Genomic DNA, 22,874 nt, shown 5'->3' with positions numbered 1-22,874 from the left:
GCTTTATGAATAAAAAAATAGGTCTCATTCTATTGCTTCTGACAGGATTGCCCTTGCTCCTTGGGGCCAGCAGTAATAAGAATCCATTTAATATTCGTGGTGTGAAAGGGAAATTATTAAGTAACATCCAATTACGCTTAAGTGAACTGAATGAAACCATTTCACTGAGCCAGGAAACGGATGCAGAACTTCGTTTGCACATTGCCAAAGCGATGCAGCCCTATGGGTATTTTAAACCACAAATTCACATAAGCAGACAACCTTTACACATTGCAATTATACCCGGGCCACAGATGCTTGTTACCAAGGTGCAGGTGTCAATTCGAGGGGAGGGGGCACATAATTCGGAGTTAACCAAGCTAATACAAGACTTCCCTTTCAAGGAAGGTAAGCCCTTGGATAGCGCCCAGTATGAAGATGCCAAACAACGTCTCGTTGGTGCTGCGGAAAATCAGGGTTATCTACACTCATCATTCGAAAAAGCTGAAATTCTAATCGATCTAAATCGGTATAATGCCCAGATTATTTTGTTATTTAATACAGGTCCACAGTATTATTTTGGGCAGGTAAAATTTGATCCCACTTACATCTCGCCGGAATTGCTCAACCGCTATCTCCCCTTTCACTATGGCCAACCCTATACAACAGAACAACTATTGACGTTAAATAACTATTTGGTTGATAGCGGTTATTTCAGCAATGTGACAATCAAACCGCAAGTGAATGGTCAGCGCTATATTCCTGTTGATGTTCATCTGCAACGCGCAGATCGCATTAATTATTCATTAGGCCTTGGCTACGGTACTGATACGGGCATACGAGGCCGTGCGGGCTTTCACGTTGTCCCCGTAAACCGGGCCGGTCATAAATTTAATGTCGTAGGTATAGGTGCTTATAATGAAAGCTCGCTGCAAGCACAGTATATTATTCCAGGACAAAATCCAGTAACTGATCAATACAATATCAGTACCAATTTAGCGAACATGAACTATAACGCCGGTTATAGTGATTCCGTACTAACCTCAATCGCGCAACAACATACTTTATCTGATTTTCAACGAATATTGTCTATTAATGGTTTGTATGAACGCTTCCACTATACCAGTGCACCTAAAATTGAAAAACTCAGTGTATATCCACGTGCAACGTTCACCTGGTCTAAAACGACTGACAAACTTTTTTCCCCCAGTGGTTATAATGTGACAATCAATGGTTTGGCAGCTAGTAGAGCTATCTTATCGGAAGTCAGCTTTGCGCAGGCATCAATTAACGCCAAGGCTGCGCTCACCTTGCCGGCCCTACGCACACGCTTTTATTTTCATACTATTCAAGGGATAACCCAAATTTCAAACATCAATGAATTACCTTTATCCCTGGCACTGCTACTTGGGGGAGCCGATAACCTGAAAGCCTATAGCTATAACTCGCTTGGTCCTGGGAAAATTCTCAGTTATGGCGGCATTGAAATTCAGAAAGAAACCGTGGACAAATGGTATCTTACAGGTTTTTTAGACAGTGGTGATGTCTATATGCCAAGTTTGAAACGTTTACAAAATGATGTAGGGATTGGTTTAATGTGGGTATCACCCGTTGGACCAATTAAAATAGGTTTCGCACAAGCGGTGGATAACCATTTTAATCGGATTAAAGGATGGAAACCAAGGTTTGTCGTAAGCATGGGGCCTGATTTATAAATGCGTTTCCTTATTACTGCACTGCGATCCACATTCTATAGCTTGTTTTTGCTTCTTATCCTGGTGATTAGTCTGTTCATTTTCCTTGTAACAACTACCCCAGGACTCTACGTCACTGCCAAACTGGCAACTATCTTTTTGCCCGGCCAACTTCATTTTGAGCAATTACAAGGACGTTTAATTGATCATCTTTCGTTTAAACATTTGCGCTATCAGCATCAACAATTTGCAGTGGAACTCAGCAATTTCAAGTTAAAATGGCAAGTAAGCGCCCTGTTTCACCATCAAATTACTATCGAACATCTAAACGCCGATAGTTTAACGGTTGATTTATCTCCCCGGAAGGATGGCGCTGAGAATGCTAACACTCAATTACCACAATTACCATTTGCCCTGTCTGTCAAAAACGCTTTTATCAAGCAAACAAAGATTACCCAAGCCGGCATGATCCATCAAATCGATGCGATCAATTTGCAAGCCAGGCTAACAAGCAAGCAATGGAAACTTAAAAAACTGGCAATGAACCTAAATCAAATTGCTATTATTGCTGAAGCCCAACTGCAACCACAACCGCCCTTTACCGCGTCAGCCGCATTGCAATTTAAGTCTGCCAATAAAACATTTCCCTTGGAGGGCAAACTTGATTTAGGTGGTGATTTTTTTCTTTATCATTGGCATGGTGAGCTCACTAATCCCGCCCAACTTACACTCAATGGCACACTAAGAAATGGTTACGAAATACACACCACTGCGCAATGGCATGAGCTCTTGTGGCCGCTTCATAAAGAATATAGTCTGGAGAGCAGCAAAGGGGAAATTCATGTCGATGGTTCGCTAGGGGACTTAACACTGAGCCTCAAATCGACTCTTAATTCCCCGTTACCTGCAGAATGGGAAGTAAATGGCAAAATTACTCCACACAGCATTAATGCGGTGAGTACGATGAAATCAGCACAAGGCCGTATTGATTTTAACTGCGTTTATAATGTGCTGAATAGCCCCAAAATTCAGGGCCACATGACAGCGCAATCCTTCGATCCTGAGGTAAATCCGCTATCCTCGTTACGGCAATTGAAATTTAGCACAGCGTTTGCCGGCGATTCCCTTGACCATTTATCCCTCAAGAGCGACTTAACTGCCCGCTACCGCGACAATTTATTGAAAGCAGCCCTCCATTATCAAAATCAACAGTTAAAGGGCAAAATTACCTTGGGTGCTAATCAATTACGACTATCGGGAAAAGCGCCTTATCAATTACAGGCAACTGCCAGCCTCCCTCAACTGCAACAACTACATCCTGATTTAGCTGGCTTAAAAACCTCAATTACTGCAAAAGCTTCGTTAAGCAGTGCAACAAAGGGAGAAGCCCTAATCAGTGTTCGCCCAGGCAGCTATCAATTACCAGATGACAGCTTGCTATCGAGCCTGCCATTTACCGGTGGCGAATTTCGTGTACGTTTAAATCCGCAACATTTACTTCTCAACGGCAAATTAACGATTGATCCACACAAGCAAGTAGTTCTTAATCTTGAATTACCACAATTTCAGTTGCACAAAGGTTTGGCAAATGACCAAAGCCTGCGGGGCTCTCTCCGTCTAGACGTTAATTCACTGGCTTTTCTTAGCAATTTAAATAAAGAGATTAGTAAAGCAGAAGGACAACTCCATGCCATTCTAAATGCGAAAGGCACAATTGCTAAACCGGTTATTGATGGACTTATCCAAATGGAAAAAGCCAGGTTTTCGTTACCCAAACAAGGCCTTGAGCTCAATCCCGTACAAATTAAAGTTCAAAGTCAGGCACAACGCTGGGAGACACAAGGCTCTGTTGTTTCAAATGGCAGACCATTAACCTTAAAAGGTAACGGTGTTTTTTCACCCGCTGTTAGAGGTACAATAACCCTTAGGGGGGACAGTTTCCCCATAATTAATACACCGGAATATCAAATTAATGTCTCCCCTAACCTAAACTTCGAATTTACTCCGACATCACTGGCTATGAAAGGTACCCTCCTCATCCCTCAGGCCCAGATTAAACCCCAATCCTTTAGTAATTCAGTTAGCTTAACTGGGGATGCGGTTTTTGTAGGTGAAGAACAACCGCCTCTCAATCCTTTACATCTTGATACCGATGTCCGTGTTGAAATGGGGAGCGACGTTGCTATTGGTGTACAAGGCTTACGTGGTTTTCTTACGGGTGCTATTCGTCTGCGCCAACTCCCGCAAGGCCCTTTGACTGCCAGCGGTGAATTAAATATTCGTGATGGTCAGTACAAAGCTTATGGACAAGATTTGACAATTAAACAAGGTCAACTACTGTTCACGGGTGGTTTAATTGATAATCCTGGCATTCATGTACGAGCCGTCCGCCAATTCACCAACGCAAATAGCGCGTTTGCAGGTTCAAATGAATTACTCGATTTTAATGCAACCAATGTAAAGACGGTGGATTTCGGTAGTAAAACAACCGTAGGAATTGAGGTCACTGGACGATTGAATGCACCTAAAGTAGCACTATTTTCTAACCCCCCTACGTTGCAGCAAGCAGATATTTTGTCTCTACTCATTCTAGGAAAACCAATTGATCGTGCTAATAAGAGTGGAGGTCAATTATTACTTGCAGCAATATCCTCTATGAATCTTGATTCAGGGACAGGAGGATTACAAATGATTGACCAGGTAAAACAAACCTTGGGATTAGATTTCAATTACGAAACGAATTCGAAGTATAATTACGACACCAAGCAAACTATCGAGAAAAAATCGGTCATTGTAGGAAAATCATTGTCCAAACGTTTATATCTAAGTTATAACTTTGGTTTGGCACAATCAGATAGTAACGTCCTCACACTAACCTATTTGCTCAATAAATTTTTTAGTATCCAAGTCAATGCCAGTCTTACTGCAAGCGGGATTGATATCTTATACACACGTCGCAAGGAATAATAGGATGACCAATTATCAACTTCCCCTACGTTTAAAGCGAATGCGCCGCAACCCGGCTGTGCGTGCCATGCTACAGGAAACGCATTTACACCCTCAACAATTCATCGCTCCTTTATTCATCAGTGAGACTATCACTGAGAAAAAGGAAATTAAATCAATGCCTGGGCAATTTCAATTAACACTCAATTGCTTACCACAAGAAATTGAAGAGCTCTCAGCCCTGGGCGTTCCTGCAGTATTACTCTTTGGTATTCCAGCACATAAAGATGCCGAAGGCAGTGCTTCTCTCATGGCAGACGGCATCATTCAACAAGCCATACGGACTATCCGCAATGTCAATAAGGAGATTTTGATTATTACCGATGTCTGTTTTTGTGAGTACACCAGTCATGGTCATTGCGGTATTTTACATGGTGAGCAGATAGATAACGATGCAACCTTGACCTCATTAAGCCAGCAGGCAGTCAGCCATGCCGATGCCGGCGCCGACTGGGTAGCCCCAAGCAGCATGACAGATGGCATGGTAACAGCGATTCGCCAGGCTTTGGATGAGGCTGGCCATCTTAATACAGCAATCCTAAGTTATGCAGTTAAATACAGCTCAAGTTTCTATGGTCCATTCCGCGAGGCAGCGCAAGGAGCACCTCAGTTTGGCGATAGAAAAACCTATCAAATGAATCCGGCTAATGGCCATGAAGCCTTACGAGAAGCCGCTCTTGATTTGGAGGAAGGGGCTGATTTATTGATGGTTAAACCAGCAATGAACTATCTCGATGTCATTTTTCGGCTCAAACAACATTATCCTGAAATTCCTTTGGCCGCCTATCAAGTCAGTGGTGAATATTCCATGCTAAAAAATGCAGCAGCTCAAGGTTTAATTAATGAAGAACAAGCCATGATAGAGAGTTTGCTTGCTATTAAACGTGCTGGGGCAGATTTAATTATTTCCTATTTTGCCAAAGATATTGCTCGCATATTAAACAAAAAATAGACTTCTTGCGAAACTCGCTGCAGTGCGGGCAGCGCAAGGAGAAACGGCGCGCAGAACCGCAATGTACATGTCCGTACATGAGGATGCGAGCACCGGATCGACGAAGCGATGCCCCAATGCAGTAGCGTATAAAAATAGACTTCTTGTGAAACTCGCTGCAGTGCGGACAGCGCAAGGAGAAACGGCACGCAGAACTGCAATGTACACGTCAGTACATGAGGATTCGAGCACCGGATCGACGAAGCGATGTCCCAATGCAGTAGAGTTTCAAAAGAAGTCTGATAAAGGGTTGTCACTAACCAAGCATTACCCTATAGTAAACCCGCACAGAATTCGTTGTAAACGATGGTAATAATAAAAAAAGAGCGGCCTATTTCCTCCTGACCGCTTGAAAAAAAACCAATTTTTAATTACGGAGTAAAGATATGAATCGATTGTTCAAAGGTTTGTCTGTTGCAGCTTTAAGTCTCGCTACTAGCGCAGTTTTTGCAAGTCCAACTTATTTGATTATCCATAACAGAACGAATGTAGAGTCAAACGCCTATATTGATGGCACTATTGACTCTCATCAACCTACTAAAGCGAATAGTGATGGTAAAGTTCATTGGGCAGTAGTCAGAATGATTTGCTTCGGACACATTACAGGAGGAAACTGCGGCGCATTAATTAAAATGGCAACGAATACTCCAAACCCAGTAAACCTAGGCTGGTTAAATTTGAACATCGAGTCAGGTGTTATCACACCCTCAGAAATTCGCGCTAATGGTTATACCATAAAAGTGAATGGCCCGGGCGAAGCGACTATTACCAAAGATTAAAATAAAAAAGCCACGCAATGCGTGGCTTTTTTTAGCTTTATACTATTACTTCGTAGCAACCGGAACTGGCTTATCAATAGTCCAGACAGCTTGAATACCAACCAAATCTGCGTGTGCATCAATATCAGAATTAATATTGTAAGTACTGAAGGAACTAACAGGATCAGTTCTGTTGATTCGGCGATCACCGGTAGCAAAGAGGTGTGTATACCCTACATCAAGACCGATTTCTGGCTTTAATTGATAATGCGCACCAATAGATAATGCCCATCGATCAGAATCGGGGATACGGATGCTACGATGCAGATTAGTGGTTGGAGTCTGATCATAACCACCGCCAACACGTAACATTAACTGCTCATTCACATGGTAGTTAGCCCCGAGTGCAAAACGCCAAGCATTGTCATAATCTTCAATAGAAGCAGAAATAACCTTGACCACACCCAGTACTGGCGCGGAAGTAAGTGCGTTATTTAGCTGAATAGTTCTTAGAGAATGCCAGCCCGTATAAACCACTGACCCTAAGAGAGCTAATTTCTCATTAACATCTTGATAAGCACTTAAGGTAACAATTTCCGGAAGATCGATGTCATTACTGGATAGATTATTGCTCCATATCGTGTTATTTGGAGTCGCCGTTGCTACTGAAAACGGGTTTATAACGTTAAACCCAGGTGACGCATAACGACCGCCCAACCGGCTGTATCCATTAAATTTATGCTTCATCTGTGACTGGTAATTTAAACCAATGCGAGTGTGGTTATCATTAAACATGGTTAACACACCAGCGTGGAAACCGATACCAAACGAGTCACCCTTGTTGTAACTCATTGAGTCCACAAAACTTGGTGGGAAACCAAACGCCTGCATTAAGGCGGGCTCACCGAGGATGCGATTAAATTTAACACGCGCATATTGGAAATCGATACCACCACCCAGAGCAAGGTTCTCAGTCAATTTGCCACCAATTTCAGGAGACACATTGGTAGTAATCAATTCGCTGATCGTGGCACCATAACGAACCTGGCTGGTTTTATCCCAGTCAGTAACCAAACCAAACGGGGAAACGATACTTAAACCAAAGGTTGCATTTTCACCTAAAGGCAGAGCGTAATGAAAGGAAGGAACTACGGCATCTTTAGCTCCCTGTATTCCACTAAACGTTTGGACAAAAGGAGGAAGACCTACCGTTCTGAAAGTACTTGTACCAGTTAATTCAGATGATGGAAATACGCCTACAGCACCGACAACCACTTGTTGCTGCCTAATGAGTGCCAAACCTGCTGGGTTGTACCAGCCAGTTGACGCATCAGCCGCTTCTGCTGCCACACCCGCAGCGTAATTCCCTACGGCTGAAGCAGTACTTTCTGTGTACAGGGAAAAGCTCCCCGCGTTGGCAATACTACTTGCCATCATCGCAACGACAGCTGCGCTGACGATTGTTCTCATGGGTTTTTGCATGCTCTTCACTCCACACTCCTTAACGTTAAAATGCATCCCGAGATGTTTGCAAAAGACTGATGATAAATGAATTGAAACTGTTTTCAAACGATTAGAGAAAAAAATTTCCTAATAAAATCATTAAAATAGTCACGATAAATCCAAGGTGTAATTATTAAATTCACATTGGAAATTAATTGCCATCTTGTTACAGCCTTTTGCTTGTATCTATTCATCAGTCCATGTTAATGTGTTCTTTTTTTGCACGGACATAATCATGCAACAAGTCGTTACGAAATTTGGCGGTACCAGTGTTTCTTCTCTTCAAACCTGGGAAAATATAGCAGCCATTACTAAACAACATATTGCCAATGGCGTACAGCCGGTTATTGTATGTTCAGCCCTCACGCAAATTTCAAATAAACTAGAGCAAGCCATCAATGCTGCTTTATTAAACCAGCACCAAACGATTGAAGCGGAGATTCGCAACGGCCATATGGAATTAGCTCAAGCCTTGCAAGTTTCTCCTGAACTGGTTACTACTGAGCTGGAACAATTGCATCAATGGTTGACTGGTATTGCCCTTCTTAAAGAAGCTCCGGCAAAAACCCGGGCACAAATTTTAAGTTTGGGTGAGTTAATGATGACTCGTTTAGGGCATGCATTTCTGCAACAAAGAGAAATCAATTGCCTGTGGTTCGATGTCCGTGAAGCATTAATTTCTACAGCAATTCCCGGCGGCGATGCTGTCAATTACCTTGCGGCAAGATGTAATAGCGAAGCTAATCCAGCGCTCAGTAAAAAACTGCTTGCCAGTGGCGCAGCGGCTGTTATTACACAAGGATTTTTTGCAGCGAATCCACAAGGAGAAACGGTGTTACTTGGTCGTGGAGGCTCCGATACCTCAGCCGCTTTATTGGCCGCTATCCTGCAAGCCAGTGCTTGTGAAATATGGACTGATGTTCCCGGGATTTATACAGCCAATCCTCATCAATTGCCGCATGCACGCCTATTAAAGCAATTGAATTATGATGAAGCACAGGAAATTGCCTCGATGGGCGCAAAAGTTTTGCATCCCAATTGTTTACCTCCGGTACGCCGGGCAGGAATCCCTATGGTGGTCAAATTCACGCGCATGCCAGAACATTCAGGCACGCGGATTTCTAAAGAAAGTGATGATAATGCTCCCCCCATAAAATCTATTCAGGTCAAGCATAGTGTTATCCTAATTTCCATTGATACGCTTAATATGTGGCAACAAGTTGGTTTCTTGGCTGATGTCTTTGCAGCATTTAAAACGCATGGTTTTTCAGTGGATCTACTCTCTTCATCAGAATTTAACGTCACGCTTTCGTTAGATAGTAATGCCAAATTACGTGACCGTCGGGCATTGGATGCTTTGCTCGCTGATTTGAATCGCTTCGGCCGCGCTAAATTGATTGAACCCTGTAGCGCGGTTAGTCTTGTTGGCCATCATATACGTACCGTCCTACCCCAATTGGGGCCAACCCTTGAAGTATTCGATGCGCAACAAGTTTACCTCATGTCCTTGGCTTCGAATGATTTGAATTTAACCTTTGTGGTTGATGAGTCACAGGCTGACAAATTATGCCAGAAACTGCATAGCCTGCTGATTGAAAATAACCCTCAAAGTTTTTATTATTCAAAAAGTTGGCAAGAAGAATTCGGCAAACCCGAATTGAAAAAAACACCCTGGTGGGAAAAGGAACGCCAAAAATTGCTGACAATCGCAGCAAACAATTCGCCTTGTTATGTCTATCATGGTCCAACCCAGGCCAATAAAGCCGATGAATTATTAAGCTTAAAATCGATTGATCAACTCTATTACGCGATTAAGGCAAACCCACATCCCGCTATCTTGCAGACACTTTATAACAAGGGAGTTGGCTTTGAATGCGTCTCTATAGATGAGTTGAAACATGTCTTGAAATTATTTCCTCAAATCGATAAAGAAAGACTACTCTTTACGCCCAATTTTGCTGCAAAAGCAGAGTATGAATACGCGCTTTCACTAGGTTGTCACGTCACCGTTGATAATCTATATCCTTTGGAAAATTGGCCGGAACTCTTCGTTGAGAAACGCATTTTATTACGTATAGATCCAGGCTGCGGAGCCGGACATCATAAATATGTTTGTACAGGCGGCAATGAATCCAAATTTGGCATACCACAGCATGATCTCACTCACGTTATTGAATTGGTTGCCCAACACCATGTTAAAGTCATGGGGTTACATGCTCACTCCGGCAGCGGTATTTTAACTCCCGAACTTTGGCAGCAGACCGCACTGATGCTTACAGCATTGGCCGAGAAGTTCCCAGACTTATCTGTCATTAATCTGGGGGGCGGCCTAGGCATTGTTGAGAAGCCTGGACAACAGCCTTTAGACTTGGCCGCCGTGGATGCTTCCCTAATGGCAGTGAAAACCCGTTTTGCTCATTTGAAATTTTGGTTGGAACCTGGGCGCTTCTTTGTCGCTGAAAGTGGCGTTCTCCTCGCGAAAGTAACACAGTGCAAAGAAAAGGGTAAAGTCCGATTTATTGGCATTGAGACAGGTATGAATTCACTGATGCGACCTTCACTTTATGGTGCCTATCATGAAATTGTCAATTTGAGTTCCCTGCACCAGGAAAAAACTGGTTTTGCACATATCGTTGGCCCTATCTGCGAATCAGGCGATACCTTAGGTTATGATCGATTGCTACCAGAGACTCGGGAAAATGATGTGATACTCATTGCCAATGCCGGTGCCTATGGTCATTGTATGAGTTCCAACTATAATCTCAGAGCACCAGCGCAAGAAATTATTTGGGACTAATACTCACATGCTTAAGGATAGCCAACAACGTCTACAAGCTACCGATCCTCGCCGGTCTTTTATTGTACAAGCACCGGCAGGTTCTGGTAAAACTGAAATACTGACTCAACGTTATTTAAGATTATTGGGGCACGTCAACGAGCCTGAACAAATAGTTGCTCTGACCTTTACGCGCAAAGCAGCCAGTGAAATGCGAGAGCGTATTATATTGGCTTTACAGCAAGCTGCTTCCGGTCTTTGTCCTGCCTCTGCACACCAACAACAAACCTACAGTTATGCTGCTGAAGCACTCAATCGCTGTGCAGAACGAGGCTGGCAACTTCTACAACAGCCAGGGCGTTTACGAATTATTACTATTGATTCATTATGCCAGACTCTCTGTCAGGCAATCCCTCTGCAAGAAAAACAAGTTCCCTATGCACAAATCAGTGAATACCCGGAGCGCCATTATCAAGCTGCGGCAAGAGCCTGCTTCGCGCATGCACTTAGTGATATCAATTTACACCAACCCTTAAAATGTTTGTTACAGCATTTGGATAATCGTCAAGACAAATTTTTAGAATTATTGAGTGAATTATTGGCTAACCGAGATCAATGGTTAACCCCTTTATATTCTGCCCGTGCTCAGAGTCGAACAAACTATGAGCAAATGCTTCTCTTTATTGAACAGCACGAGTTAACTCGTTTTAAACAAAGCACTCCTGTCCATTGCCAGGACGATTTATGCCAGCTTGTTCGTCAATTCGCCAGTCTTGAAACAAACCCGGACTCCCCCCGCTACTCCCTTCGTAACTGGCATAGCTTCGCGCAATTAGATAGAACCCTGGTGGCCAATCTGGCTGCATTGATTTTAACCTCTCAAGGTCATTTAAGAAAAAGTTTTGATCACCATGTCGGGCTAAAACGCGGGATTTGCGAGGATGACCTCTATAATCATCTAAAAGAAAATAGTAAGGCAATACTCAGCCAACTAGAAGATGCCCCTGATTTTCTTGACGCCTTACTACGAGTACAACACTTACCCGCCCCTCACTATGACCCTGAACAATGGGAGGTCTTGCAAGCGCTATTTACTTTACTTCCTTTATTAGTCGGGCATTTACATTTGATCTTCAGTGAGCAAAATGAGGTCGATTTTGCTGCCATTTCGCAGCAGGCCCTGCTTGCGCTCGGTGATGAGGAACATCCTACAGATTTAACACTTTTTCTTGATAACGCTATTCACCATTTGTTAGTAGATGAATTTCAGGATACTTCAATTCAGCAGTTTCAATTGCTGACGAAATTAGTCTGCGGTTGGCAGCCTGATGATGGTAAAACTCTCTTTGTGGTGGGTGATCCCATGCAATCCATTTACCGTTTTCGCCAAGCAGAAGTGGGACTTTTTCTTAAAGCAAAACAACAGGGAATAGGCCCTGTCCAATTAACACCCTTGGAATTGTGTTGTAATTTTCGCTCTACCGCAACCCTGGTAGATTGGGTCAATCACCAATTCCGTACTATTTTTCCCCAACTCGATGATATGGAGTCGGGTGCTGTTTCCTTCCATCCATCAACAAATGTTCTGCCTGCTGATGGAAACAGCTACGTCATAGCCCAACAATTTCCCGATCGCCAGCAAGAAGCCCAAGCTTTAATTAAATGCGTTGTTGCAGAATTGGAGGCCAATCCCAACAGTGACATTGCCATTCTGGTGCGCTCACGTAACCAACTCACTGATATCATGCAGCTATTGCGCGAACAACAAATTAGCTTTCAGGGTGTAGAGATTGAACTATTAGCCAGGCTTCCACATCTCCGCGACCTTTGGTCATTAACCCAAGCCTTGCTCAGACCAGCGAATCGGCTAGCCTGGCTGGCATTACTGAGAAGTCCCTGTGCTGGATTATCTTTGGCTGATCTTCATTTGCTAGCCAATTTTGATAAGAAAAAATCCATTTATCATGCGTTGTCGCAGTTAGACAACATCGTTAGCCTTAGTGAAGAAGGACGTACACGGGCTCGTTTTGTTTATACCGTGTTGCAAGAGGCCTTAGCTTGTCGCCATCAACAATCATTCTCTGGCTGGATAGCACAGTCTTTCCGACAACTCCATGGTGATAAAATTTTAACTGCCACCGAGCAAGCCGACCTGGAGCAATTCTGGCTCTTGATTGATCGATGTACTCCCAACGGTCAATTACCTGAGTGGGATTATTTTAACAACGAATTTAATCGCTTGTATTCACAACGTACCAGTCCTTCCCGTTTACATGTGATGACGATTCATAAATCCAAAGGACTGGAATTTGATTGCGTTATTTTGCCCGGCTTAAGCTCTAAAGCAAGAAACCAAGATAACCCTTTATTACGCTGGTTAAAATTACCCAGTAAAAAACATGGCGAACTATTGCTTGTTTCTCCTGTAAAAGCGGCGCATCGAGAACAGTGCTTACTTTATGATTATCTCGGTAAACTGGATAGCGAAAAAAATAGTTATGAATTACAGCGTTTACTTTATGTTGCGGTGACACGTGCTAAAAAAAGACTTTTCCTCTTTGATAGTAGTGAAAAAGAAAGCCAGGGAACTTTTCGCAGCTTTTTAAAACACGAAGAATTTCTTACTCAGGAAGAAAGATTGCAAGCGATTATGCCTTCCGAAAAATTACCCGAACTTTATCGACTGCCTTTATCCTTCTATGCGGACTTACCGTCGATGTCTTTCTCCAAAACACCGGCAACGACTCTTTTGCCAGCAGATAGTAATGCACGCCAACTGGGAATAGTGGCGCATGAATTGTTGCAATGGATTTGTGATCACCACCCCGGCACCAGTGAAAATCTACCTTGGCCACTTGTCATGAATCAACTTAAAAGTCTAGGTTTGGATAAGACAGAACAAGACAGCGTTTATGCAATGCTACAACAACAAATAGCCCATTTGTTTAAAGATCCAATTGGCCAATGGTTAATACAACCTCATGCAGAAGAAAAAAATGAATACGAATTACTGGTTAGCGAGCAAGGAACGGTTAGCACCAGAATTATTGACAGAACCTTTATCGCTCAAGGATGTCGTTGGATCATTGATTTCAAAACTGGCAGTGAACAAATAGAAGCCCAAAAAAATCACCAACAACAAGTGAATGAGTATGCTCGTCTTTTGGCCGCACTAAGAAGCGAACCGATTAAATGTGGGCTCTATTACCTGGCTAGCGGTCATTGGGTACAATGGGACTATACTGGCCACTTAGCCCTGTCATCTACTGAGTAAGCCGTGCTTCCACATCAAATTAGCATCTGGAAAATCTATGAATACGAGAAAGGGAAAGGATAGCCCCCGACTAATCAAATATTATACATATCTGACTAAAAAATGATTGCCGGTGTAATAGGCGTTGTTTTAGATAGCAGTATTATCTATATTTAAATATCATTTTAATAATTTGATAAACACGTAGGTATGGATATATTCGAGTTATTGGATGACTAAGAATTCATATAGCAATGGCATATTAATAACAATGCCTAAACTGTTTGTAATCTTTATTGTAATGGTGATTATATTACCGACATTGGGGATACTATTTGGCTTTAAATTAGCAGTTCCTGACTGGTCGAGTAAATCAATCATTATTTATCATGCTCTCTATTATTGGTCTATTTCAATTATTGCGACCATAATCACCTTACTTGCATTCACCCATTATAAATTAACAAAAGATAATGTAGCGCTCAGTCTAGGCTTCGCTTATTTATTTGCAGCCTACTTCAATACTGCATTTACCCTGGCTAACGAATGGGCATCCCCATTAAGTAAAAGCGTTGAAAATTTACATGCCTATGTTTGGGTTCTGTCAACTATTTTCGCGGGAATACTGTTAATAGTTGGCTTAAGCGGTTGCTTACTAAAAAAATTAAAGCAACGGTATTTAGTATTAAGTTTATTAATTTTAACAAGCCTATTTATTCTTGCCAGTAATTATTACTGTATGCATTGGCTTAAAAAAGTAGAAAAACTGCCTCAAATTGTCTATTCAGAAAACACCATTATACACCCATTTGGTATAATCAATTTATGTCTATACGTGTATTTGATATTCGCTATTTATCCCCGGCTAATTAAGAAAAAATTCTCCATATTAACTCATTCTATTTTTTATATTGCGGTCGCTCAAATTGTTATATCTTGCTATATGATCTTTGGTTCAACGCATATTTATGATACCGTTTATCTTAGTGCGCTATTAATACAATTATTAATCTATTTAATCCCCTTTTTCGCATTGATATTAAGTTATCTTTCTAGTTATGATTTCGCGCTTGAAAGTCAAAAAGAATTACAACAACAGAAAGAGAAATTTGAACAGCTATCCACCTACGATCCTCTCACTTTTTTACTGAATAGGCGGGCGTTTGAAGAAACCACCAATAAAATGATAGAAAATGCTAAACGCTATAATCATAAATTTACTCTTTTATATTTAGACTTAGACAACTTTAAATCCGTTAATGATTCGATAGGACATGATGTGGGAGATGCGTTAATTAAAGCAGTTTCCATGCGCTTAAAAAAATCCATACGAATGAGTGATTATTGTGCCCGATTAGGTGGCGACGAATTTGGGATCATCCTTACAGAAATTAATTCACAAAATGATGCTAATCTGGTAGCACACAAATTAATTACTATCTTGAATAAACCATTCCGTATTAAGGGCAAACTACTTTATACTGGAGCCAGTATTGGTATTGCTATCTATCCATCAGATGGCACTACGTATCATGATTTATTAAAAAATGCTGATACTGCGATGTATCGCGCTAAAACATCAGGTAAAAATACCTATACATTCTATACAAAAAATTTATCAAAAATATATTCACATGAGTTGGATATAGCAACTCAGTTACGCGCTGCCCTTAAGAAAAATGAATTCTATCTAAGCTATCAACCTATCTATCATTTACTGACCAGGCAAGTCATTGGTGGTGAAGTGCTTTTGCGTTGGAAAAATAAGCTCTTGGGAAAAATTATCCCTCAAGACTTTATTAGTATTGCAGAAAAATTGGGAATGATGATTCCTCTAGGTAACTGGGTATTAGAAAATGCTTGTAAGCAAATTGAAATTTGGAATGATAAATATCAAAAGCCCCTGCAATTTTCGATCAACTTATCTCCGGCTCAATTGTCCAATTCCAATTTTATACGGCAAATAAAGTCTACTTTAAGAAAACATCACATTAATCCAAATATACTCACTTTGGAATTGACCGAAACTGCTTTATTAGAAAATCGAGTGGGTGTTGAAAAAAATATAATCGCTTTAGAGAAAAATGGCCTCAACTTGGCTCTTGATGATTTTGGCACAGGGCATTCCTCGTTAACCCGTTTGAAAAACTTACCGATTAGCACCTTAAAGATTGATAAATCATTTGTTATGAATATTGAGAATGAAAGTAATTCTGCAATCATTATTGAAGTAATTATCCAGCTGGCAAAAAAACTACAAAAAAAAATCATCGCTGAAGGAATCACCACAGAGAGTCAATTAAAATTCCTTATAGACAATGGATGTCATTATGGACAAGGATTTCTATTTAGTGAACCATTATCTGCAAATCAATTTGAGTCATTAGTTTACATCGCTTCTTTAAGTTAACCAATGCTGTTTATTCAGTAAAGAGATGAGATGGATTTTGATTACCCTAGCCTAAGTCCATACTTATTATTCTTTCAATATATTAACTAATAAATCCACAGAATTAGCCAGTGCTATTTGCTCCTCCTTGGCTAAAGTCTGTAAATTTTCATTCAAGCGATTATGGAGAAGATAGGGGGAAGAACAAACAAATTCTTTTCCTTTATTGGTGATGTCGATAAAAATAATACGGCGATCCTTCGAATCTCTGGTGCGATTAACAAAACCCTTTTCTTCCAGGCGATCGATAACACCCACCAAAGTACTGGTAGATAAATAAACTCGCTTTGACAGAACTGAAAGCGTCATGATGCCTGTTTCATAAATCTCATACAAACATATAATTTGAGGTACAGTAAGCCCATAACATTTATTTAAACGTCTGGAGTGATGATCCATCTGTTGCATCACTTTACGCAAGGCAAGCATGATCATTTTTGATCGCTGCTCAGATTGTGCATCGACCTGAATTTTTTCTAATGCATTATTATCAAAATTGTTCATGAATAAGTCTTCTAACTCGCCCAGGGTTGAAATGAGTCGCCTAAACTATTAGTATGAAAAAATAGTTTGTGTACCAATTATTTCAACAGTTATAGATTTTTAATAGAACATCTATTGTACTCAACTATTCCATACAACTGTAGGAGCCTTTGTAAATATAGTAAGGACAGACTAGTTGTCCCTAACAAATCTGAATTGAAAAATTCATGATACCTGGTTGTTTTAAATCAAAATAATTAATAATAATAAAAAGAAGGATTAACTGATGAAAAATCAACGCTATGAATCCTTATTAACATTTCCCGAATTCGAAATTCCTGCTTCACCAACCACATTAGCCTCGTCGGAAGAAAACGAAATTTATTTTCGCAGCAATGGTATTCTTACTTTAGGAGTAGAAGTTGAATTACAACTCATTGACGCCACTGATTATAATTTATGCTCACGTGCAGAAGAGCTATTAGAAGCCACTACACCTCTAGAAAAAGTGAAACCGGAATTTTATCTAAGCACCATCGAAATTAACACGGATAAATGCCATTCCGTACAGCACGTTGAAGAGGATCTCTACCAAACATTAACTGACTTACAAACTGTCACAAAAGAACTAAACCTGTTGCTTGCAACCACAGGCTCCCATCCTTTTTCCAAATATTCCGACTGGATAATTTCTCCGACTGCTCGCTATCAAGAGTTAATCGATCGCAACCAGTGGCTTACCCGCCGCATGAGTGTTTTTGGTTTACACGTCCATTTGGGTATGTCCAGTGGCGAAGATTGCATTCGTTTTAATAATTTTTTTATGTATTTTTTACCTCATTTGCTGGCACTATCTTCAAGCTCCCCTTTTTGGCAAGGGATTGATACCGGATTATCATCTTGCCGACCGACTACTTATGAATCATTACCAACGGCTGGACAACCTTATCAGGTGCGAAAATGGCAAGATTTCGAACATCTTTACAAGACACTAAAATCCTGTGGATCGATAAAATCACTGAAAGATTTATGGTGGGATCTGCGACCAAGTCCTGGTTTTGGCACACTGGAAATTCGAGTTTGCGATGGCGCAGCCACGCTGTCTGAAACGCTTGCAATTGTTGCCTTTATCCATACTCTCGCTCACTGGTTTAGTGATAATGGCAGTTGGCTTGAATCAGTGGCCTATCCACCCTACTGGCTATCACGGGAAAATAAATGGCGAGCTATTCGATATGGTTTGGATGCCGAGTTGGTCATGAACACCGATGGCAAAATAAAGTTAATGAGAAATGACTTGGAAGAATGGGTTGAAAAACTACAACCTTATATTAAACAACTTAATTACCAGCATTATTTTTCAACCTTGCAAACCATTTTAACTCGTGGCACCAGTTCTGAACGGCAAAGAAACGTGTTTGCACAGACTAATTGCTTTAAGGAAGTCGTCAAACACAATGTCAATGAATTTTTACAGCAGGAGCCGCTTTATTAAAGCGGCCTCCGTTTTTATCCTAACATACCGCGTGAATACTGACTCGCGCCACCGGATCAATAATTCCGTAGTTACATAAATCCATTGCCATTACGCAATAAAGGCAACACTTCCGACAACGGCCGCTCAGGCAATTCCAGTAAAACCTGCTCTTGCGGCCCTACAATTGCCAATAAGCTGATTAGGCTATTAACCCCGTGACAAACCGCATCAGTACGAACTGTTTGTGTTCTAAAGTTGGTAATAAAGCCTCCTATCGCTCGGGCAGGATTTTTGACATTGTAAGTGTTTTCCTTGGTGTACGCATTTTGCAATAACCAACGACTTGATAAAATAATAGCCTGTTTATACTGTTGGCAATTCGCCAAATGGTTTGCGTTACAAAATTCGTAAAACACACCCATGACTTCATTAATCCAGCCATTACCACTCGCCGACATAGCATCGAGATAGCGGCCGTTATTATAGAGATCATCCCTATTAATAATCTGGCGAGATAGAATTTTGCTGCCAACACGTTGGATCGTATCCCGGTAAACAGGGGCATTATCTATCTTGGCAAAATCAATCAAAGACATCATCACCCAACTTGTAGAGATAGAATTTGCCGGGCGATAATTATCACCGACTAAAGGGCCTTGTGTATTCACCAAATCGACAAAACGATTGGCAATCCTGGCTGCTCCCTCATAGTAACGTTTATCTTGTGTCACTGCGTAAAGTCTCGATAACGCAGATAAGACTTGCCCAGAATACAGAAATGATTGCTTTTCATTATATTGCCAACCTCCGTGATCACAGCGAGCAATAGGTTTTACCCTGCCATCCTGCTCTACCATCGTCAACAACCAATCCCCTGCTTTTCTGGCTGACTGTAAATACTTCGGGTCATCCTTGTAGAGCCGGGCAAGTTCTAACAAAGTAAAAATGGTTTTCGAAGTCGTTCCCACTACAACTACACAGGTTTTCTGATTTGTATTGGGATCAAAACCATAATAAAAACCACCAGCATTAGGCCCCTCCGTTACCTGATTTGATAGAATAAAATCGGCGATGGATTTAAATTTCTGCTGTAGCTGTGGATTTCTGTTTAAAGCATAAAGTTTCAATAGCGTATATAAACTGGATGAGGAATAAATAGTTCGTAATAAACTTTCTTGTTTGTCGTCACGTGCATCATAAAACTTAAAGAACCCATGCAATTGCGGATGCATCGTTTCTAACAAATAATGTTCACTGTTTTTTATTTGCTGCGCAACTGCTTTGGTATCTACCCTTCTAACTGCAACACGGCTGCCAACCAACTCGAGTCCCTGCTCATTGTATTCGATAAAGGAATAAATTTTCGCTGGATAATAATCAAAATCAACTTTAAAACGGTATTGCTTAAGCTGTTCTGGTGTTAATTGATCAGCAGCGTGGAGATCCAGCGCCAAAGCCGTCGCTTTTTTTAAAGTATCCGTTAACCGCGCTCCATTGGCACACCCCTTACCCACCGGTTTTCCTTGATGGTAGACAGTGATTTTTACACTCCAATCCATTTTTTGGTAAGGGTTACTCCATGTAGCATCCAAATCATTCAGTTTAGATTGTGCAGTGTTTTGCGCGATTGCTGATGCCCGAATCAATTTAATAATTTGATCACGAAATACCTGGTTACTCAATTCAGGAACAAAATTGTGCTTTACTTGTTCAATACGAGGCTCCCAAGAAGCATAAAGAGAAAACGAATATAAGAGGCAAAACAGGAGTGTTGTTATTTTACGCATATGCTTATCTTCCTGGAGCAATGAAATGGATAATTCGAAGTTAGAGTTTATTAATAAAGCCATTCAATTAGCAATCGGATCTTCCCTAACAGTTTCATCTCTATTGCATATTTCAATGGCATGAGTGCTTTTTTATCGACAATAAATAAACAGTCTCTATTTGGATTTTAGGGGATTTTATGCCTCTGGTTTTGAGCAATATTGACGGACCATCCTCCACCAATCGGGTCAGCCCACCATGCGATTTTTGCTCTTCTATAATATTAACCTACGCTTGCTACAAACAATCGGTATAATGCACTCACCTACTTACCCTCAGGATCCCCATTTGAATCACGAGAATCAAACACCTTATGAGCGACTTGATCCCAATGTCATTTTAGATGCAATAGAAACCCTGGGTTTTATTTGCACGGGCAGCCTACTCGCACTCAATAGCTACGAAAACCGCGTTTATCAAATAGGGATAGAAGATGCTGAACCTCTCATCGCCAAGTTTTATAGACCTCATCGCTGGAGTTCGGCAGCTATTTTAGAGGAGCACCAGTTTGCACTTGAATTAGCAGAACATGAAATTCCCATCGTTGCTCCCTTAATTATAAATAATCACACCTTACACCATTATGATGATTTCAAATTTGCACTCTTTCCCAAACGTGGCGGTCGCGCACTAGAATTGGATAATAGCGAGCAATTAGAATGGATGGGGCGCTTTTTAGGGCGATTACATCGAGTCGGGGCGTGTCAAAGATTTCGGCATCGCATCCAATTAACTCTTCAAAGTTACGGCCATGATCCCTATGAATTTCTCATTGAACAAGACTTTATTCCGGATTATTTAAAACCTAATTTTTGTAACACAGTCGAAACAGCCCTACAGAAAATCAATCAGATATTTAAAAACATAGGTCAAGTTGATCAAATACGCTTGCATGGTGATTGCCATGCAGGAAATGTATTATGGAGCGAATCTGGGCCTCATATTGTGGACTTTGACGATTGCCTCATGGGTCCTGCTATACAGGATATTTGGATGTTGCTTTCAGGTGAGCCACAGCAAATGGATATGCAACTGACAAAGATTTTACAGGGTTATTGTGAGTTTCATGATTTTAACCCGCGTGAACGTCATCTAATCGAAGTATTACGCACATTACGCATGCTGCATTATCCAGGATGGCTCGCAAAACGCTGGGCTGATCCGGCATTCCCTTTAAGTTTTCCATGGTTTAATACGCCTGTGTATTGGCAGAATCAGATTATAAATCTTAATGAACAGATTGAGCTATTGGATCAAATTGAATGCTAGATTTGCTTGTTTGCATAGGACAAGACCTGCTCTCCGGATACAGTACCTTGCTGAGTAATCCGTTTAAAATCACCTGTCATTGCTAGCAATTAGAGCAATAAACGCGATGAACTATAATAAGGAGAACCATGAAGCTGAGGTTGTAAAATGCCTAGAGCAAGTGCGAATTATGAATACGCTAAAATATTCGCTGATGAAATATGGCGATTTTATATTGACTATTATCGGCAAGTTACCAAAGATGGCAAACAAAAAGGGTCTCTGTTATTTGATGTGGAAGAACCAGGTTATATGGCTGCCATGCTTAAGGCACATCAGTTACTGAATGACACCTTGCACAAGAAGCTCACCCCCCAACTCATCTTGCAATTATATCGAGCTGCTTTAGAAGGCGTAAGCAAAACAAACTTAGAAGAATTCGATCGCTTTGATCGTTTTCGATCGAATGACTTGAGTGGTTTTTGGTTAAAACTAAATACCACTGATGGCGACGAAGCGAATGTTTCAAGAGAGGGGTTGCGAGAATTTTTACAAGAAGTACTTGCCAATGGCAATGAGAACAGATTTGAGATCTTGAGTAATAACAGCGTCGATGTACTAAAGGAAGCCCTATCACAATATGAAAAAAAACTGGATAAGAAACAAGCTCTGGAAGAGATTTTAGATTTTCTAGAAGATAAAATAAAAAATACAAAATGTAAGTTCGTTTCGCCCGGCATGACTCATAAAGTCATTGAGGAGAAAATTACATGCTATCTTCTTCAATACGAAAAAAAACTAAGGCATGTGTCCAGTGATCAAAACAAATTGGATGTCATTATTGAATTAGTTCAAAAAATAGAACGGCTACATCCTTTTATTGACGGCAATTGTCGAACTTTGGTGATGCTTGTTCTAAATAGAGAATTAATTAGGAATGGTTTTAAACCCACGATGTTATGGAACCCTAATCGCTTTGATTTTTTTGCAAGCGAAGAATTACGCCAAGACATTATAGATGGATGGGTTCTTACGAAAAAATATCAATCTGAAATAGCTAACTTGAACACTTACAAAACAGTGTATGAGTATGCGGATAAATTATACACAGAAGCTCATAAAAGTGTATTTCATAAAGACGCAACAACAAAGAAAGCAGAAAGTCTGGAAAAATTATTGCAAGATCTAAAAGCAAAATCCCCACAGGAAGGCATTGAGCTGATTCAAACGAACCTGAGAACATTTAAAAGCAGCAGAGGGTTGACTACCCGCCTCTTTGGATTAGATACAACGACTCAAAATTTATTAAAAACCTTAATGAACGATCTTGAGAACATGCCATCTACAAGTATTACCATCGATATGAATACTTAAGGAATTATAGACAATGTCTATTGACTAATGAGCTTCCCGAACTTGAAATCGTAGGC

The 22,874-nt window shown here is 40.9% G+C and carries 13 protein-coding genes; 10 read left to right on the top strand and 3 right to left on the bottom strand.

From position 1 onward, the window contains the following. The first annotated feature begins 5 nt into the window (after positions 1 to 5). From Lfee_RS02430 to Lfee_RS02410, 4 genes are all read left to right on the top strand, one after another. Positions 6 to 1,694 carry an autotransporter assembly complex protein TamA gene (locus Lfee_RS02430; RefSeq protein WP_058443698.1) on the top strand — a complete coding sequence of 563 codons (1,689 nt, stop codon included), beginning with the start codon at positions 6 to 8 and terminating at the stop codon, positions 1,692 to 1,694. Further along, positions 1,695 to 4,640 (top strand): translocation/assembly module TamB domain-containing protein, encoded by a 2,946-nt coding sequence (locus Lfee_RS02425; protein ID WP_058443697.1) that lies wholly within the window; start codon positions 1,695 to 1,697, stop codon positions 4,638 to 4,640. Positions 4,641 to 4,644: 4 nt separating this feature from the next. After that, the gene (gene hemB / locus Lfee_RS02420) at positions 4,645 to 5,631 is read left to right on the top strand and encodes a porphobilinogen synthase (protein ID WP_058443696.1); all 987 of its coding nucleotides are present in this window, start codon (positions 4,645 to 4,647) and stop codon (positions 5,629 to 5,631) included. 425 nt (positions 5,632 to 6,056) lie between these two features. Next, positions 6,057 to 6,449: a hypothetical protein gene (locus Lfee_RS02410; protein ID WP_058443694.1), complete on the top strand. Its 393-nt coding sequence runs from the start codon at positions 6,057 to 6,059 to the stop codon at positions 6,447 to 6,449. Between the two features lie 45 nt (positions 6,450 to 6,494). On the opposite strand, the gene Lfee_RS02405 is transcribed toward Lfee_RS02410, so the two are convergent. Then, on the bottom strand, positions 6,495 to 7,919 hold the full coding sequence (locus Lfee_RS02405; RefSeq protein ID WP_058443693.1) for an OmpP1/FadL family transporter: 1,425 nt from the start codon (positions 7,917 to 7,919) through the stop codon (positions 6,495 to 6,497). 247 nt (positions 7,920 to 8,166) lie between these two features. Here Lfee_RS02405 and Lfee_RS02400 point away from each other — a divergent pair, with 247 nt between their 5' ends. The 3 genes from Lfee_RS02400 (at position 8,167) to Lfee_RS02390 (ending at position 16,370) form a co-directional block, all read left to right on the top strand. Then, a complete protein-coding gene (locus Lfee_RS02400; protein WP_058443692.1) occupies positions 8,167 to 10,728 on the top strand; it encodes a bifunctional aspartate kinase/diaminopimelate decarboxylase in 2,562 nt (853 codons plus the stop codon). Between the two features lie 7 nt (positions 10,729 to 10,735). Then, positions 10,736 to 13,981, top strand: a complete 3,246-nt coding sequence (locus Lfee_RS02395) for a UvrD-helicase domain-containing protein (RefSeq protein ID WP_058443691.1) — start codon at positions 10,736 to 10,738, stop codon at positions 13,979 to 13,981. Positions 13,982 to 14,192: 211 nt separating this feature from the next. Further along, the gene (locus Lfee_RS02390; RefSeq protein ID WP_082646547.1) at positions 14,193 to 16,370 is read left to right on the top strand and encodes a putative bifunctional diguanylate cyclase/phosphodiesterase; all 2,178 of its coding nucleotides are present in this window, start codon (positions 14,193 to 14,195) and stop codon (positions 16,368 to 16,370) included. Between the two features lie 66 nt (positions 16,371 to 16,436). On the opposite strand, the gene Lfee_RS02385 is transcribed toward Lfee_RS02390, so the two are convergent. Further along, positions 16,437 to 16,913, bottom strand: a complete 477-nt coding sequence (locus Lfee_RS02385; protein WP_058443689.1) for a MarR family winged helix-turn-helix transcriptional regulator — start codon at positions 16,911 to 16,913, stop codon at positions 16,437 to 16,439. Positions 16,914 to 17,178: 265 nt separating this feature from the next. Here Lfee_RS02385 and Lfee_RS02380 point away from each other — a divergent pair, with 265 nt between their 5' ends. Continuing rightward, a complete protein-coding gene (locus tag Lfee_RS02380; RefSeq protein ID WP_082646546.1) occupies positions 17,179 to 18,387 on the top strand; it encodes a carboxylate-amine ligase in 1,209 nt (402 codons plus the stop codon). A gap of 71 nt (positions 18,388 to 18,458) precedes the next feature. On the opposite strand, the gene Lfee_RS17560 is transcribed toward Lfee_RS02380, so the two are convergent. After that, on the bottom strand, positions 18,459 to 20,156 hold the full coding sequence (locus Lfee_RS17560) for a glycoside hydrolase family 76 protein (RefSeq protein WP_238584850.1): 1,698 nt from the start codon (positions 20,154 to 20,156) through the stop codon (positions 18,459 to 18,461). Between the two features lie 328 nt (positions 20,157 to 20,484). Between Lfee_RS17560 and Lfee_RS02370 the strand changes: the two genes are divergently transcribed. Continuing rightward, on the top strand, positions 20,485 to 21,465 hold the full coding sequence (locus tag Lfee_RS02370) for a serine/threonine protein kinase (protein ID WP_058443687.1): 981 nt from the start codon (positions 20,485 to 20,487) through the stop codon (positions 21,463 to 21,465). Between the two features lie 147 nt (positions 21,466 to 21,612). After that, entirely contained in the window at positions 21,613 to 22,818 is a 1,206-nt protein-coding gene (locus Lfee_RS02365) for a Fic family protein (RefSeq protein ID WP_058443686.1), read from the top strand. Positions 22,819 to 22,874: the final 56 nt, after the last annotated feature.

This window comes from Legionella feeleii, assembly GCF_001467625.1.
Taxonomy (GTDB): Bacteria; Pseudomonadota; Gammaproteobacteria; order Legionellales; family Legionellaceae; genus Tatlockia; species Tatlockia feeleii.
Note: the sequence above shows the minus strand (reverse complement) of the source record. Positions and strands in the feature narration are given on the sequence as shown.